The sequence below is a fragment of the Micromonospora parastrephiae genome (assembly GCF_016802865.1).
GTDB lineage: Bacteria > Actinomycetota > Actinomycetes > Mycobacteriales > Micromonosporaceae > Micromonospora > Micromonospora parastrephiae.
The window spans coordinates 37511-53295 of sequence record NZ_JAEVHM010000008.1; the positions used below are offsets into that span (position 1 = coordinate 37511).

Genomic DNA, 15785 nt, shown 5'->3' on the forward strand with positions numbered 1-15785 from the left:
ATCGTCCGACCGAAGCGGCCCTGGTTGCTCCGCGAGCGTCGGGGGGTGGAGCCGACCACGTCGACGGAACTCTTCTTCGACCTGGTGTTCATCTTCACGACCACCCAGTTGGCGCACTACCTGATCGCGCACCCGGACTGGCGTGGCGCGGCGCGCACCGGGCTGCTGCTGGCGCTGGTCTGGTTCGTGTGGATCTACACCGCCTGGGGGACGAATTGACTGCGGCCCGACCAGGCGCCGGTGCGGGCGCTGCTGATCGCGCTGATGCTGGGCAGCCTGCTGCTCTCGGCGGCGATCCCCGAGGCGTTCGCCGGGGCCGGACCGGTCTTCGCGCTGGTCTACGTGACCTTGCAGGTGGGCCGCACCGTGTTCGCGTTGTGGGCGGTGCAGGGCCAGCCGTGGCTGGTCGACGGGTTTCAGAAGACGCTGCCGTGGTTCGCCGGAACGTCGCTGCTCGTGGTGCTCGGCGCCGTGGTCGGCACCGTGGTCGGCACCGTGGTCGGCGGAGCCTTCCAGGAGGCGTTGTGGGCGGCCGCGATCGTGTTCGAGGTGGTCGGCCTGTCGACCGGGTTCCCGGTGCCCGGTCTGGGCCGTACCCCAGCTGAGCGGTGGATGGTGGAGGGCGGGCACCTGGCGGAGCGGTGCCAGGCGTTCATTCTCATCGCCCTGGGTGAGTCGATTCTGGTCACCGGCAGCACACTCGCGCAGCACCTGGACCTGACGATGGCCGGTGCGTTCGTGCTGGCGTTCGCCGGTTCGGTGGCGCTGTGGTGGGTGTACTTCGCCCGTTCGGCTCCGGCGGCGGCGGAGGTCATCGCGCGCGCTGGTGAGCGCACCGGCGCGTTGGGCCGGCTGGCGTTCAACTACCTGCACCCGGTGATGGTCGCCGGCATCATCGTCACCTCGGCGGGGGACGAGAAGCTCCTGCGCGAGCCCGGCGCCCCCGCCACCCCGGCCGGCGCGCTGTTCACGTTGGGCGGTCCGGCGCTGTTCCTCGCCGGGCACGCCGCCTACCGGGCGGTGCTGTGGCGGACCCTGCCGACCAGCCGGATCGCGGCGGTGGTGGTGTTGCTGGCGCTGGTACCCGCGGCTGTCGCGCTGCGGGTGCCGGTCGCGGTGGCCGCCGCGGCGGCGCTGCTGATCACGGTCGCGGTGATCGTGGCCGACCGGGTGTCGGGGCGGCGGGCGCCTCAGTCGCGGGGGCCGAGGTCGCCGCTGCGGTAGTGCCGACGGCAGAGCACCTGGTAGCGCACCTCGGCGGTGTCCACGGTGTCGCCGATGACGACCTGCGCCCCCTCGCGGACGACGCGCCCGTCGACGACGCGGGCGTTGAGCAGCCCCTCCCGACCGCACCAGCACAGCACCTCGACCTGGATGCGGGCCACCTCGTCGGCCAACTCGAACAGGCGTTGCGCGGCGGGAAACAGGCAGGACCGGAAGTCGGTGGCCAGCCCGAACGCGAACACGTCCACGTCGTAGCTGTCGACCAGCTCGGCCATCTGCTCGACGTGCTCGACGGTGTAGAAGCATGCCTCGTCGCAGATGAGGTAGTCGACGCGTACCCCGTCGGCCCACCGGCCGCGGACCAGGGCGCGCAGGTCCAGGTCGTCGGTGACCTCGATGGCCTCGTGGGCCAGGCCGATGCGGGTGGTGACCTGCGGGCCCAACGACCGGTCGATGCGGGTGGTGACCAGCCCGCGGCGGCCCTGCCGGGCGTGGTTGTAGTTCATCTGCAACGCCATCGTGGACTTGCCGCAGTCCATCGGCCCCCAGAAGAACTTCAACGCCGCCGCGTGCACCGGACGTCCGTCGAGCCCGCGCGCCGCCGCGCACCCCGCCGGGGCGTGCGGCTGGCCGGGGAACGGGTGAGCCAGGCAGGTAGGGGCGGTGGCGGCGTCGTCAGTCACGGTCGGGCAGCCTAGCCGATCGACCGACCGTGATCTGTCGGGTGCGGGATGCGTGCTCAGAGCACCCGGGGCGGCGTGTTGCCGGCCGCGACGATGGCCCGGCGGATCGGCACGGCGGCGAGGAGCAGGAACCCGACCACGAAGAAGATCAGCAGTGAGACCAGGCCCACCCGGTAGGAGGCGGTGAGCTGGAACACCAGGCCGAAGGCGAGCGGCCCGAGCCAGCTGGTGCCCTTGTCGCTGATCTCGTAGAAGCCGTAGTACTCGCCCTCCTTGCCGGCCGGGATGAGCTGGCTGAACAGCGACCGGCTCAGCGCCTGGCTGCCGCCCAGGACCAGCCCGATCGCCGCGCCGAGGACCATGAACGGCACCGGCGCCTCGGCGGGCAGCCGGAACGCGCCGATGATCACACCGGTCCAGAGCACCAGGCTGATCAGCACCGTCTTCCAGGCGCCGATGCGCCGGGCCAGAGCGCCGAGGCTCAACGCGCCACCGAAGGCGAGGAACTGCACCAGCAGGATCGTGACGATCAGGTGGCTCTGTTGCAGCCGCAACTCCTCGGTGCCGTACTGGCTGGCCAGGGTGATGACGGTCTGGATCCCGTCGTTGTAGACCAGGAACGCGAGCAGGAAGAACAGGGTCAGCGGGTACGCCTTGACCTCGCGCAGCGTCCGGCCCAACTGCCGGAACCCGTCGGTGAGCACGTTCCCGCCGCGAGCCAGCGCCGCCGCGGTGGGGCGTTCCCGCAGCCACCGCAGTGGCACCAGCGTGAACGCCGCCCACCACACGCCGGCGGACACGATCGACCAGCGGGCCAGGTCCAGGGTGCGCTGCGGGTTGTCGTCCTCACTGAGCAGGGTGACCGCGACCAGGTTGAGCGCCAGTAGCAGGCCACCGCCGAGGTAGCCCAGCGCCCAGCCGCGGCTGGAGATGCCGTCGCGCTCGTCGGGGCCGCCGAGCTGCGGCAGGAACGAGTTGTACACCACGATGGCCGCGCCGAAGGAGATGTTGGCGATCAGGAACAGCGCGCCGCCGAGCAGGTAGCGGTCGCCGGTGACGAAGGCCATCGCGATGGTCGCGCCGGCGCCGGTGAACGCGGCGCCGCCGAGCAGCCGCTTCTTGTGCGCCGACCGGTCGGCGATCGCCCCGATCACCGGCAGCACGAACACGGTGAGGAAAACCGACAGCGAGATCAGGTACGGGTAGTAGGAGCCGGCGGCCACCCGGATGCCCAGTGGGTGCACGTACCCGTCGCAGGTGTCCGCGCCCAGTTCGCAGCCGGCGGCCAGCTCGGCGACGGTGGTCAGGAACGGACCGAGGAACACCGTGATGACCGTGGTCTGGAAGGCGGAGTTGGCCCAGTCGTAGATGTACCAGCCGCTGCGCTCGCGGCGGGTGCTCGCCGGGGGCGGGGTGTCGTCCACCGTGGGGGTCACGGTTTCGGCCATCGGGGGTCCTTCGATGGTCAGGCGGCCCAGTGGCCGCGGCTGCGGTAGACGTCGCGCAGCACGCCGACGTGATCGGTCATGATGCCATCCACGCCGCGATCGAGTAAGTCGTGCATCTGGGCGGGTTCGTCGATCGTCCAGACGTGCACCTGAAGGCCCAGCCGGTGGCAGTAGTCGAGGAACCGGCGGTCCACCACCGGCATCCGCCCGTAGCGTGGCGGCACCTGCGCGGCGACCACCGACGGAGGCAGCCGCAGCGGACGCCCGTGCAGGGAGGCGAGTCGCAGCCGGGCCACCCCGCGCATGCCGAGGCTGGTGGCGACCCGCCCCCCGGTGAGCGCCCGCATCCGGGTCAGTCGGGCGTCGCTGAACGAGGCGAGCAGCACCCGTTCGGCGGCGCCGACCCGGGTCACGGTGGCGACCGTCGCTCGACGCCGCCGTCGGCCTTCACGTCGATGTTGAAGTGGACCAGCGGCCAGGCGCCCAGCACCTCGTCGAGCCGGGGTACGACGGCAGCCCCGCCGACGCGTACCGAGGCGAGGTCGGCCCAGCGCAGGTCGGCGATGCGTCCCCGCTCGCCGGTGACCCGTGCGAGGGTCGGGTCGTGGAAGATCACCGCCACTCCGTCGGCGGTGGCGTGCACGTCGGTCTCCACGTACTGGTAACCCAGCCCGATGGCGCGGGCGAACGCCTCGGCGGTGTTCTCGTCGCCGTCGGCGGCGCCGCCACGGTGCGCGAACGCCAGCGGCGCGGGCGCGTCGAGGTAGCTGGATCGGGTCAGCACGCGACGCAGTATGCCCCCGGTGGGTGGCCGGCGGATGACCGCCCGGAAGATTCCCTTGATCACTTGATGCTCAGCAGTCGCCGACGGATCGAATCACCTGCTGGTCATCAAGAGATCATGGGAATCCCGCGGTGGTGCGCGCCGGAGGGATCAGCTCTCGCTGCGGCGGTGGGTCCGGCTGGGGTCGGTGGGGCGGCCGGGGTCGACGTGCCGGGGGAGGTCGGGTTCGTCCGGGCGCAGCGGGGCGAGGGTGTCGGTGAGCGCGTCGATGATCCGCCCGGTGGCCCGCCGGGCGGCGCCGGGGATCGCGGCGGTCGACTCGCCCAGGTCGACGGGGGTGCCGAAGTGCACGCGGATCACCGGGCGGCGCCACAGGGAGCGGACGATGCCGCGCAGCATTCCCCGGGGCGCCTGGTAGGGCAGCACCTCGTGCGACCCCCACTGGGCGACCGGGATGACGGGCGCGTTGCAGGCCAGCGCGAGGCGGGCGGCGCCGGTCTTGCCGCGTTCGGGCCACATGCCGGGGTCCAGGCCGATGCGCCCCTCGGGGTAGATGAGGATCACCGAGCCCGCCGCGACGGCGGTGGCGGCGTTGTCCAGGGCCCGGTGCACGGCGCTGGTGCCGCGGTCGACGCGGATGTGCCCGGCCCGGCGCATCGCGGCGCCGAGCACCGGGGCGCGGAACAGCCCGGCGGTGGCCATGATCCGCGGGGCGATGCCGCGGGTCTGGCAGGCGGCGGCCATCACGAGCGGATCGAACGGGCTGATGTGGTTGGCGGCCAGCACCAGCGGCCCACGACGTAGGTCTGCGGGAACGTCGCCGGTGACCTCGAGGCGGGCGAGCAGGCCGACGAGGGCCCGGGCCAGCAGAAGGGCTGCGCGCCAGATCAGCGGTGGCTGCCAGGGGGAATGCGTGGTGTCCATCAGCGCGCCATCGTCGCACGCGGCGGTGTGGCCGCGAGGGCGGTTGGCGGGTTGCCCGGGTGATCAGGGTCATTGGTCCCGGGGCGGCGCGGGACACCCACCCGTCTACGACGGGCAGTAGTATTTACTACGTCCCGTAGTATGAATGGCTGGGGGTTTCAGGTGGACGCGTTGGACGTCGCCCGCTGGCAGTTCGGTGTCACCACCGTCTACCACTTTCTCTTCGTTCCGCTGACCATCGGCCTGTCCGTGCTGGTGGCCATCCTGCAGACGATGTGGCACCGCACCGGCAACGAGCGCTACCTCAAGCTCACCAAGTTCTACGGCAAACTCTTCCTGATCAACTTTGCCATGGGCGTGGTCACCGGCATCGTGCAGGAATTCCAGTTCGGCATGAACTGGAGCGACTACTCCCGCTTCGTCGGCGACATCTTCGGCGCCCCCCTCGCCATCGAGGCCCTGGTCGCGTTCTTCCTCGAATCCACCTTCATCGGCCTGTGGATCTTCGGCTGGGACCGACTGCCCAAGCGGGCGCACCTGGCCAGCATCTGGGCCGCCGCGATCGGCACCAACCTCTCCGCGTACTTCATCCTCGCCGCGAACTCGTTCATGCAGAACCCCGTCGGCTACCGGATCAACCCGGACAGCGGGCGCGCGGAGCTGACCGACTTCCCGGCCGTGCTGACCAACAAGGTCGCCCTCATCACCTTCCCGCACACCCTGGCCGGTTCGTTCCTGGTCGCCGGGTCGCTGATCGTCGCGGTCGGCCTGTGGCACCTGATCCGCAACCGCGACTCCGCCGACACCGGCGCGTACCGCTTCGCCACGAAGTTCGGCTCCTGGGTGGTCCTGGTCGCCTCCGCCGCCGTGCTGTTCACCGGCGACATCCAAGGCAAGATCATGACGGACGTGCAGCCGATGAAGATGGCCGCCGCCGAGGGCCTCTACACCACCGAGAGCCCCGCCTCGTTCTCCGTGCTCACCATCGGCAGCCTCGACGGCAGCCGCGAGGTGTTCGCCCTCAAGATCCCTTACCTGCTGTCGTACCTGGGCACCGGCGACCCGAACGGCACCGTGCACGGCATCAACGACCTGCAGGCCCAGTACGCGACCCAGTACGGCGCGGGCAGCTACACCCCGATCATCCCGGTGACCTACTGGAGCTTCCGCTTCATGATCGCCTTCGGGATGGCCGCCGGTGCCATCGCCCTGCTGGTGCTGTGGAGCCAGCGCAAGGGCCGTACCCCGAGCAGCAGGTGGCTGCTGCGCGCCGGGCTGGCCATGCCGGTACTGCCGCTGCTGGCCAACTCCTTCGGCTGGATCTTCACCGAGATGGGTCGCCAGCCGTGGATCGTCTTCGGCGAGATGCTCACCCGCAACGGGGTGTCCCGCAGCGTCTCGCTGGCCGAGGTGCTCACCTCCTTCACCGCCTTCACGCTGATCTACGCGACCCTCGCCGTGATCGAGGTGAAGCTGCTGCTGCGCTACGCCGAGGCCGGCGTGCCGGACGTCAGCGACGAGCACCCCATCGACGACACCCACGACGACGCCGAGCGCCCGCTCGCCTTCGCCTACTGACCCCGGAGCCCATCGTGGAACTGACCACCATCTGGTTTCTCCTCGTCGCCGTGCTGTTCACCGGCTACTTCATCCTGGAGGGCTTCGACTTCGGCGTCGGCATGCTGCTGCCCGTGCTCGGCCGCGACGACCGTGAACGCCGCGTGCTGATCAACACCATCGGCCCGGTCTGGGACGGCAACGAGGTGTGGCTGATCACCGCCGGTGGCGCCATGTTCGCCGCCTTCCCGGAGTGGTACGCCACCCTGTTCTCCGGTTTCTACCTGCCGCTGCTGCTGATCCTGCTCGCCCTGATCGCCCGCGGGGTGGCCTTCGAGTACCGGCACAAGCGCCCCGAGGCGTCCTGGAAGCGCCGCTGGGACACCGCGATCGTGGTCGGCTCGCTGCTGCCGGCGATCCTGTGGGGCGTCACCTTCGCCAACATCCTGCGCGGCGTGCCACTCGACGCCGACCACGAGTACGTCGGTGGCCTGGTGGACCTGCTCAACCCGTACGCCCTGCTGGGCGGCGCGACCACCCTCGCGCTGTTCCTCACCCACGGCGCGGTGTTCCTCGCCCTGAAGACCACCGGCGACATCCGCGAGCGCGCGGGCGCCCTCGCGGTGCGCGTGGGTGCCGGCGCGGCCGTGCTCGCGATCGGCTTCCTGACCTGGACGCTGAACATCCGCTCCAGCGCGGCCGCCGTCGTGCTCGCCGTCGGCGCGGCCCTCGCGCTGCTCGGTGGCCTCGCCGCCGCCCGGGTACGTCGGGAGGGCTGGGCGTTCACCGGCACCGCCCTGGCGATCGGCCTGGCCGTGGCCACCCTGTTCGCGGCGCTGTTCCCGAACGTGCTGCCCTCCACCCTGGACGCGGCGGGCACGCTGACGGCCACCAACGCCGCCTCCACCCCGTACACCCTGAAGCTCATGACGTGGGTGGCGGTGATCTTCACTCCGGTGGTGCTGGCCTACCAGGGCTGGACGTACTGGGTGTTCCGCAAGCGCATCGGCGTCGCCAACATCCCGCAGCACTGACCGACCGGCCCGCGGGCCGAGCCCGCGGGCCGACCCGGTCGATCATGGAGTTATGGTGCCGGACTTGACGCGGTAGGGCTGCTTTGTCACCCACCACAATTCCTTGATCGACGGCGAGGGAGGGGGGTCGGCTCCGATCCGCCCGCTAGGGTGTGCCGATGCCCGACCCCGTCCGCGAACTCTCCGCCGCCGACCTCGAAGCCGCCTGGGAGCTGGGGCGGTTCGCGTTCGGCTCCGACCCGCAACGACCTCCGCACGCCAGCGTCGAGGTGCCCGGGATGACCCGCTACGGCGCGTTCGACGACGCCGGTCGGCTCGTCGGCAAGGCCGTCGACCTGCACCACGAGCAGTGGTGGTCCGGGCGTGCGGTGCCGGCCGCCGACGTCGCCGGTGTGGCGGTCGCCCCCGAGGCCCGCGGTCGGGGCGTGGCCCGCGCCCTGCTCAACACGCTGCTGCGCGGCGCCCGCGAGCGCGGCGCCGCGGTCAGCGCGTTGTACCCGACCATCGCCGCCCCCTACCGCGCCTGCGGGTGGGAGGCCGGCGGTGTGCTGCGCACCGTCGACCTGGCCACCGCCGCGCTGCCCCGACACCGACCTGCCGCGCACCTGAGCGTGCGGGCCGGCACGCCTGCGGACCTACCCGCCGTCGCCGCCCTCTACGAACAGGTCACCCGGCACCGCAACGGCATGCTGACGCGCCGGGGCGAGCTGTTCGACTTCTTCGCCGCCGACGGCGGCCTGCCCGGCGACGGGCTCACCCTCGTCGAGCACGACGGCGACCTCGTGGGCTACGCCACCTGGCAGCGGGGCCGCGGATACGGCGCCGACTCCGTACTCACCGTCGACGAGGCCCTGGCCACCACCTCCGAGGCCGCCCGGGAACTCGTCGGCGTGCTCGCCAGTTGGGCCAGCGTCGCGCCGACCCTGCGGCTGTGCCCCCTCGACGGTGACGCGGTCGGCGTCCACCTGCCGCTGGAGTCGGCCCGCGAACACGAGCGGGACCTGTGGATGCACCGGCCGGTGGACGTGGCCCGGGCGGTGAGCGCACGCGGTTGGCCGGCCCACGCTCGGGGCGTCGTCGACTTCAGCCTCACCGACCCGCTCGCCGAGTGGAACACCGGCACGTGGCGCTTGGCCGTGACCGACGGCGCCGCCGAGCTGACCCGGTTCGACGGTGAGGCGGACCTGCGGCTGAACGTCCGCGGCTTCGCGCTGCTGTACGCCGGGGCGGCCCGCGCCCGGTCGGTCGCCCAGGCGGGCCTGCTGCACGCCGCCGGTGTCGCGCCGGACGCCCTGGACCTGCTGGGCTCCGGAGGCCCGGCGCAACTGCTCGACTACTTCTGAGCGGCCGCGTGCCGCTCAGATCGTCGGGTACGGCGCCGAGCCGCCCGGTGATCGCATCCGGTCGGGCCGGCAGCGCCGAACGCGACCAGTTGACCCGGCTGCTCACCCGGCCACTGGAACACCGCGCCCGGCGCTGAGCGCCCTCAGCGGGCCTCGCGCAGCTCCGCCAGTCGCGCCTCGATCTCGGCCAGCTCGGCGCGCAGCTTCTCCGCCTGCTGCTCCGCCTCGGCCCGCTCGGTGCCGAGGATCTGCTCCACCGCCTCCTGCACACCGGGCACGTCGACCAGCGCCACCATCTTCAACGCCTCCGCCGGCTTCACCACGTACGGCTTGGCCAGGGCCTTGCTGCCCTGCTGCGCGGCGACGGTCCACTCACCGTCGGCGTACGCCAGCGTCACCGTCAGACCCGCGGGCCCCTTGGGCTTGACAGCCTTGACCGGCCGCCGCGCCGGCGGCTTCTCGGTCTGCTCCACCTTCGGCTCCTCCTGTCGCTGCGCGGGAACCCGCGGCGTGTCCAACACGAACTCCGGCACCGCCACCGCCGGCGGCGCCTGCGGCTCCGGCTCCGGTTTCGGCTCCACCACCCGGCGGCCCGCGCCCTTGGGCGCCACCGCCAGATCGGCCGGGGAGAACGGCAACTCGTCGCGGCCGAACCGCACCACCACGAACTCGTCGGACACCTCGGGATCGGTCAGCTCGACCACCTGGCCGACCTGACCGGCGATCTGCCCCGCCGACGCGGTGAACACCACCCGCGGCTTACGCCCGGCCGCCAACGCCTCCCGGATGCTCTGCACCTCGTCAGTGGACAAACCCTGGCCGGCATCCATCACAACCCTCTTCCGTACACCTGTTTGATTGCTGTCTTGATACCAGCCCGCTGCGACACCCGCCGCACGGGGCTCAACCGCCCAACGCCCGCAGCGCCCGGTCCGCGTGGTCGTTCATGCTGACCTCGCTGTGGATCACCTCGATGATCCGCCGGTCGGTACCGATCACGAACGTCATCCGCTTCATGCTCAACGGCCCCAACGGCAGCCGCCGCCTGACCCCCAGCTGCTGCGCCACCCTGCCGTCCACATCCGACAGCAGCGGATAGTCGAAGCCGTGCAGCCGGGAGAACTCCGCCTGCTTCGCCACCGGATCGCGGCTGATGCCCACCCGCGAGGCGCCCAGCGCCGCGAACTCCGCCGCGAGGTCCCGGAAGTGGCAGCTCTCCGCCGTGCAGCCCCGGGTCATCGCCGCCGGGTAGAAGAACAGCGCCACCGGACCGGTCGCCAGGAACTCCGACAGCCGTCGCGGCGTGCCCGTCTCGTCCGGCAGCTCGAAATCCTCCACCACGTCGCCGACACCCACACCCGCCACCGCGCACCTCCGTTGTCCGACCGAACGCGCGGTGAGCGTAAGCGATCACACCCAGAGCGTCGTCACCTCGTCCGCCACCACCGCTGCCTGCGCCCGTCCGGCCCGCGCCGCCGCGTCACGGGTGCGGCCACCGGCCCACACCAGCCGCGCCACCGCCACGAACCCAGCCGCGCCGCCACCTCACCCGTCGGCGGCGCCAACTGCTCCTCGTACAGCTGCTCCAGCGGCACCCCGGAACGCACCTGCGCGCCGACCACCGAACCCGCCGACGTGCCGACCACCAGGTCGGCCTCGGTGACCGCCGCGCCCCGCTCGGCCAACCCCGCCAGCAGCCCCAACTCCCACGCCACGCCGGTCACGCCACCACCGCCGAGCACCAACGCCCGCTGCGTGTGACCCTCCTCTCGACGACTGGTCCGCGCCGGTCACGGTAGCGTCGGCGGGACCGTTGCGCAGCCGTCAGAAATCCCGGGAGGCACCGTGGCACCCGTCACCGTCATCACCGGCGGTGGCCGCGGCATCGGCGCGGCCACCGCCCGCCGTCTCGCCCAGGCCGGTCACCACATCGCCCTGTGTTACCGCCGTGACCACGCCGCCGCGGACGCCGTCCTGGCCGATCTGCGGGCGGCCGGCGGGCAGGCCATCGCGGTACGCGCCGACACCACCGATCCCGACCAGGTCGCCGCGCTGTTCGACGCCGCCGCGCGCCTCGGTCCGCTCACCGGCCTGGTCAACAACGCCGGCGTCACCAGCCTCATCGGGCCCTTCACCGAGCTGCGCGTCGAGGACCTGCGCCGGGTCGTCGACGTCAACCTCGTCGGCTACGTCCTCTGCGCCCAGCAGGCCGCCCGCCGGTTGACCGACGGCGGCGCTATCGTCAACGTCTCGTCGGCCGCCGCGACCCTCGGCAGCCCGGGGGAGTACGTGCACTACGCCGCGGTGAAGGCGGCCACCGACACGCTCACCGTGGGTCTGGCCAAGGAACTCGCCCCGAGGGGCATCCGGGTCAACGCCGTCGCGCCCGGCATCGTGCGCACCGACATCCACGCCGACTCAGGCGTACCCGACCGTGCCGACACCGCGGTCGGCCGCATCCCGCTGGGCCGCGCCGGGGAACCCGACGAGATCGCCGCCGCCATAGCCTGGCTGCTCAGCCCGGACGCCTCGTACGCCACCGGCACGGTGCTGCGCGTCTCCGGTGGCCTGTGAGCCGGGGCGCCGCGCGCCCCGGCTCACCTCCTCAGTGCGTGAACAGTTTCGCCGCCGTGATCAGCGTCTGCACCACCCCGTAGCCCAGCAGCGCCGCCACCACCAGCCAGGAAATCCACAACCGGGCGTGCTGCCCGTGTCGGCTGTCGTCACTCATCGCGTGCCACTCCTCTCCGCGGTCCTGCCCTCGTCCACGTTTCCCTGCGCCGACGGTTCGTGGTAGCGCTGCGGCACCGGGCGCACCAGCAGGTTCGCCACGAAGCCCACGGCCAGCAGGCCGACCATGGTGAACAACGCCGGCCGGTACGCCGCCGCCGTCAACGTGCCCGGCTTGCCCTGCGCGTCGAGGAACCCGTTGACGATCAACGGCCCGGCGATTCCCGCCGCCGACCAGGCGGTCAGCAGCCGTCCGTGGATCGCGCCCACCTGGTACGTGCCGAACAGGTCCCGCAGGTACGCCGGCACGGTGGCGAATCCGCCGCCGTAGAACGAGAGGATCACACAGGCCAGCAGCACGAACAGCGCCGTCGCGGTCTGCCCGACGAGCGCCAGCAGCACGTACAGCACCATGCCGACACCCAGATACACCATGTAGATCGGACGACGCCCGATCAGGTCCGACGTGGACGACCACACGAACCGACCTGCCATGTTGAACAGCGACAGCAGGCCCACGAACCCGCCGGCCGCCGCCACCGACACCGCCGACGTGCCGTTGTCCCGGAAGAAGTCCTGGATCATCGGGCTGGCCTGTTCCAGGATGCCGATGCCCGCGGTCACGTTGCAGAACAGCACCACCCACAGCAGCCAGAACGAGCGGGTCTTCACCGCGTTGGCCGCCGACACGTTCGCCGTGGTGACCAGTGGTTTCGCCGCCACACTCGCCGGGTCGAAGCCCGCCGGACGCCAGCCGTCGGCCGGCACCCGCACGTTCGCCACCCCGAACATCATGATCACGAAGTAGCCCAGGCCGAGCGTCACGAACAACCACACCAGCGCGCTGCCCGACGCCGTGGAGGCCCCGTTGGACGGGTCGTAGGCGGGGTCGTAGAACGACAACAGCTGCCGCGACAGGGGAGAGGCCACCATCGCCCCACCTCCGAAACCCATGATCGCCAGACCGGTGGCGAGACCCGGCCGATCCGGGAACACTTGATCAGCGTGGAGACGGGGGAGATGTACCCGATTCCCAGGCCGATGCCGCCGAGCAGCCCGTAGCCCAGGTACAGCAGCCACAGCTGCTTCGTGGCGATGCCCAGCGACCCCACCAGGAAGCCCGCCGCCCAGAAGCAGGCGGAGACGAACATGGCCTTGCGCGGCCCGTTCGCCTCCACCCAGGTCCCGGCGACCGCGGCCGACAGGCCGAGCATCACGATCGCGATGCTGAAGATGACCCCGATCGCGGTCTGACCGGTGTCGAAGTGGGCGATCAGCGAGTTCTTGTAGACGCTGGTCGCGTAGACCTGACCGATGCAGAGATGGATGGCCAACGCCGCCGGGGGGATCAGCCACCGGCTGTAGCCGGGTGGCGCGACGGTGTGCCGACGGTCGAGTGCGGAAAGCATGCGCTGCTTCCTCTCGGAGCGGGCGGGAAACGTTGGTGACAACGTGCCCACACCGCGCCCGAGCGGCAAACCTCACCGTCGCCGGACGGTCGCTGCGGTGAGCTGAGCGGTCACTCAGCCGCCGGTGGTCGACCCACTGCTCACCGGCGACATGGGGGTGTCCCTGGCGCGGGACACCCCCATGTCGGTGATCCGGAGTCGATCACGCATCGGGCCGGCCGTGATTTCCTAGACGGCCGGCTGCTGCGCCCGCCAGACCCAGTTGCGCCGCTCGTACAACGGTGTGAGGCCCAGCCGGCGCATGTTGTTCAGCGACGGGTTGGACGACCCCGGCTCGGGTCGTCCCGTCTCGGCGGTGACCCACCGGCAGCCGGCCGCCGCGGCGGCGGCCGCCCTGGCCGCCAACAGGGCCGACTGCGCACCCCGACCCCGATGCGTCGGCAGGGTCGCGGCGGTGTTGAGCGAACCGACCGCGCCGTGCAGGAACAGGTTGGCGGCGGCCACCATCTGCGTGCCGTCCCAGGCGGCGAAGGGGCGAAAGCCCGGATCGCGCACGCTCGCGGCGACCATCGGCGCCAGGTGTTCCTCGGGCATCCCGAAGCAGCGCAGCACCACCGAGGCCCACTCGTCCACCAGGTGGTCCGGGACCGGCCCGACCCGCAGGTCCGTGCGGCCCGGCCGCAGCGCCGCGATCTCGCCGGCGAGCTTCACCCAGACGCTCCCCGCGCTGATGTTCTCCCGCGCGCAGATGTCGTCCCAGTCCGCCGGCAACCGGTCCGGAGCGATCTGGATGACAGCTGCCGGAGTGCCCTCGGCGCGGTAGAGGTCGCACACCCGGGCGATCAGGTCGCCGCTGACCGGCTCGTCGAAGCCGAACCCGAGCGCCTTGCTCCAGTACCCGGTCGGGTCGTGCCGCATCGACAGCACCACCCCGCCGCCCATCCGGGCGGTCCGGATCCCGAGCGCCTCCCGGACGTCGGCCGGCGCCCCCGACTCGTACCGGAACATGAACTCGGCCTCGGCCAGCTCGGCGAGCGCGCGTAGCGTGTCCTGGTCCTGGTCCTGATGATCAGCTGTCACTCGGCCCAGCCTGCCACGATGCCGGCGCTGCCGGCACCGTGAGCAGCACCACTACCGCAGGTCCGGGGTGTGCCAGCCGCCGGCCAACGCGTCGGCGTCCGCCGGACCCCAGGTGCCCTTGTCGTACGACTGGACCTCGGCCGCCAGATCCAGGATCGGCCCGACGATGCGCCACTCCTGCTCGATCGTCTCCGCGCGCGCGAACCGCAGATGCTGCCCGTCCATCGCGTCGTCGAGCAGCCGCTCGTACGCCTCCTGACGGCGACCGAACGCCGCGCCGAAGTCGACCGACAGGTCCACCGGCCGGCTGGTCACCTCGGCGCCCGGGCTCTTGGCCTGGATGGACATCGTGATGCCGTCGCCGCGACCGAGCCGGAACCGCAGCAGGTTCGCGGGCGCCTGGGCCCCGTTCTCGGCCGGGATGAGCGAGCGCTGCGGCTGCTTGAACTCGACCACCACCTCGGTCGCCGTCCCTGGCAGGGACTTGCCGGTGCGCAGGTAGAACGGCACACCCGCCCAGCGGGGGGAGTTGACCGTCAACCGGGTGGCCACGAACGTCTCCGTGTTCGAGTCCGGCGCGACGCCCGGCTCGTCGCGGTAACCCGCGTACTGCCCCCGCACCGTGGAGTCCGGCGACAGGGGCTCGATCTGCCGCAGCACCGCGCTCTCCGCCTCGCGGAAGGCGTCGATGTCGTCGGCGGCCGGCGCGTCCATCGCGATCAGGGCGACGACCTGCAGGATGTGGTTCTGCAGCACGTCGCGGGTGGCGCCCACCCGGTCGTAGAAGCCGGCCCGGCCCTGGGTGCCGAAGCCCTCGGCGAGCGTGACCTGGATGTTGTCGATGTGCTCGCTGTTCCACAACGGCTCGAACAACCGGTTCGCGAACCGGAAGGCGTAGAGGCCCTCGACGGCTTCCTTGCCGAGGTAGTGGTCGATGCGGAACACACGCCGCGGGTCGAACGCCGCGCGCAGCGTACGGTCCAGCTCGCGCGACGACGTCAGGTCACGCCCGAACGGCTTCTCCACGATCACCCGGCCCCGCTCGGCCAGTCCGGCCGCCGCCAGGCCGTCGACGACGGCGCCGAACACCGCCGGCGGGATCGCCAGGTAGAAGATCGGTCGTTCGGCGTCGCGCAGACGCTCCGCGAGCCGTTGGTACGTGAACGGGTCGGCGTAGTCGCCGGAGATCATCGACAGGTTGCGCGCCAGGGCGTCGAACGCCTCGTCGTCGACCTCGGCGTTCGCCTCGCTGACCGACTTGCGGGCGGTGGAGACCAGTTGTTGATCATCCCAGGGGGAGCGGGCCACGCCGATCACCGGCACGTCGAGGCGACCGCGTCGGGTCAGCTCGTACAGCGCCGGGAACAGCTTCTTCGATACGAGGTCTCCCGTGACGCCGAACAGCACTACCGCGTCAGAGCGCATGGGCATGGCACTTCCATCCGATCATCTGAACTGATCTTCCAACCGGTGAACGGCGCTGCCCACCTGCGAATTCCCCTGCTGTGCCGCCGTGAGCACGGCGACAGACCGCACCAGCGTCGCACCCGGACCATTGATTAGGAAGGT

The 15785-nt window shown here is 71.5% G+C and carries 13 protein-coding genes and 3 pseudogenes; 5 read left to right on the forward strand and 11 right to left on the reverse strand.

Annotation, left to right across the window (positions count from 1 at the left end):
* The first annotated feature begins 45 nt into the window (after positions 1–45).
* Positions 46–1224 (forward strand): annotated as a pseudogene (locus JNW91_RS03715) (low temperature requirement protein A).
* On the opposite strand, the gene JNW91_RS03720 reads toward JNW91_RS03715, so the two are convergent.
* The 4 genes and pseudogenes from JNW91_RS03720 to JNW91_RS03735 form a co-directional block, all read right to left on the reverse strand.
* Complete coding sequence (locus JNW91_RS03720; RefSeq protein WP_203173535.1) at positions 1191–1907, reverse strand: thymidine kinase; 717 nt, start codon at positions 1905–1907, stop codon at positions 1191–1193. The pseudogene JNW91_RS03715 and the gene JNW91_RS03720 sit on opposite strands and share 34 nt — an antisense overlap.
* 56 nt (positions 1908–1963) lie before the next feature.
* The gene (locus JNW91_RS03725) at positions 1964–3355 is read right to left on the reverse strand and encodes an MFS transporter (protein WP_203173536.1); all 1392 of its coding nucleotides are present in this window, start codon (positions 3353–3355) and stop codon (positions 1964–1966) included.
* A 17-nt stretch (positions 3356–3372) separates the two neighbouring features.
* Positions 3373–4139 (reverse strand): annotated as a pseudogene (locus tag JNW91_RS03730) (glycerophosphodiester phosphodiesterase).
* A 150-nt stretch (positions 4140–4289) separates the two neighbouring features.
* Positions 4290–5063, reverse strand: coding sequence for a lysophospholipid acyltransferase family protein (locus tag JNW91_RS03735; protein ID WP_203173537.1), 774 nt, complete (start codon positions 5061–5063; stop codon positions 4290–4292).
* A 162-nt stretch (positions 5064–5225) separates the two neighbouring features.
* On the opposite strand from JNW91_RS03735, the gene JNW91_RS03740 reads away from it, so the two are divergent.
* From JNW91_RS03740 to JNW91_RS03750, 3 genes are all read left to right on the forward strand, one after another.
* Positions 5226–6641 carry a cytochrome ubiquinol oxidase subunit I gene (locus tag JNW91_RS03740; protein WP_203173556.1) on the forward strand — a complete coding sequence of 472 codons (1416 nt, stop codon included), beginning with the start codon at positions 5226–5228 and terminating at the stop codon, positions 6639–6641.
* Positions 6642–6655: 14 nt separating this feature from the next.
* Positions 6656–7654, forward strand: coding sequence for a cytochrome d ubiquinol oxidase subunit II (cydB, locus tag JNW91_RS03745; protein ID WP_203173538.1), 999 nt, complete (start codon positions 6656–6658; stop codon positions 7652–7654).
* 158 nt (positions 7655–7812) lie between these two features.
* Positions 7813–8997 carry a GNAT family N-acetyltransferase gene (locus JNW91_RS03750; RefSeq protein ID WP_203173539.1) on the forward strand — a complete coding sequence of 395 codons (1185 nt, stop codon included), beginning with the start codon at positions 7813–7815 and terminating at the stop codon, positions 8995–8997.
* Between the two features lie 143 nt (positions 8998–9140).
* On the opposite strand, the gene JNW91_RS03755 is transcribed toward JNW91_RS03750, so the two are convergent.
* The 3 genes from JNW91_RS03755 to JNW91_RS03765 all read right to left on the reverse strand — a co-directional run bounded on the left by JNW91_RS03755 (position 9141) and on the right by JNW91_RS03765 (position 10721).
* Positions 9141–9827, reverse strand: a complete 687-nt coding sequence (locus JNW91_RS03755) for a hypothetical protein (RefSeq protein WP_203173540.1) — start codon at positions 9825–9827, stop codon at positions 9141–9143.
* A gap of 73 nt (positions 9828–9900) precedes the next feature.
* Complete coding sequence (locus JNW91_RS03760) at positions 9901–10362, reverse strand: peroxiredoxin (protein WP_309244211.1); 462 nt, start codon at positions 10360–10362, stop codon at positions 9901–9903.
* Between the two features lie 62 nt (positions 10363–10424).
* Positions 10425–10721 carry a patatin-like phospholipase family protein gene (locus JNW91_RS03765; protein ID WP_309244212.1) on the reverse strand — a complete coding sequence of 99 codons (297 nt, stop codon included), beginning with the start codon at positions 10719–10721 and terminating at the stop codon, positions 10425–10427.
* A gap of 121 nt (positions 10722–10842) precedes the next feature.
* Between JNW91_RS03765 and JNW91_RS03770 the strand changes: the two genes are divergently transcribed.
* Positions 10843–11571 carry an SDR family NAD(P)-dependent oxidoreductase gene (locus JNW91_RS03770; RefSeq protein ID WP_203173541.1) on the forward strand — a complete coding sequence of 243 codons (729 nt, stop codon included), beginning with the start codon at positions 10843–10845 and terminating at the stop codon, positions 11569–11571.
* A 31-nt stretch (positions 11572–11602) separates the two neighbouring features.
* On the opposite strand, the gene JNW91_RS33060 is transcribed toward JNW91_RS03770, so the two are convergent.
* The 4 genes and pseudogenes from JNW91_RS33060 to zwf all read right to left on the reverse strand — a co-directional run bounded on the left by JNW91_RS33060 (position 11603) and on the right by zwf (position 15647).
* Positions 11603–11728 (reverse strand): MFS transporter small subunit, encoded by a 126-nt coding sequence (locus JNW91_RS33060; protein ID WP_255544963.1) that lies wholly within the window; start codon positions 11726–11728, stop codon positions 11603–11605.
* Positions 11725–13136, reverse strand: a pseudogene (locus tag JNW91_RS03775) (OFA family MFS transporter). Before JNW91_RS03775 ends, JNW91_RS33060 begins: the two are co-directional and overlap by 4 nt.
* A gap of 228 nt (positions 13137–13364) precedes the next feature.
* Positions 13365–14216 (reverse strand): GNAT family N-acetyltransferase, encoded by an 852-nt coding sequence (locus tag JNW91_RS03780; protein ID WP_203173542.1) that lies wholly within the window; start codon positions 14214–14216, stop codon positions 13365–13367.
* Between the two features lie 51 nt (positions 14217–14267).
* Positions 14268–15647 carry a glucose-6-phosphate dehydrogenase gene (gene zwf, locus JNW91_RS03785; RefSeq protein ID WP_203173543.1) on the reverse strand — a complete coding sequence of 460 codons (1380 nt, stop codon included), beginning with the start codon at positions 15645–15647 and terminating at the stop codon, positions 14268–14270.
* Positions 15648–15785: the final 138 nt, after the last annotated feature.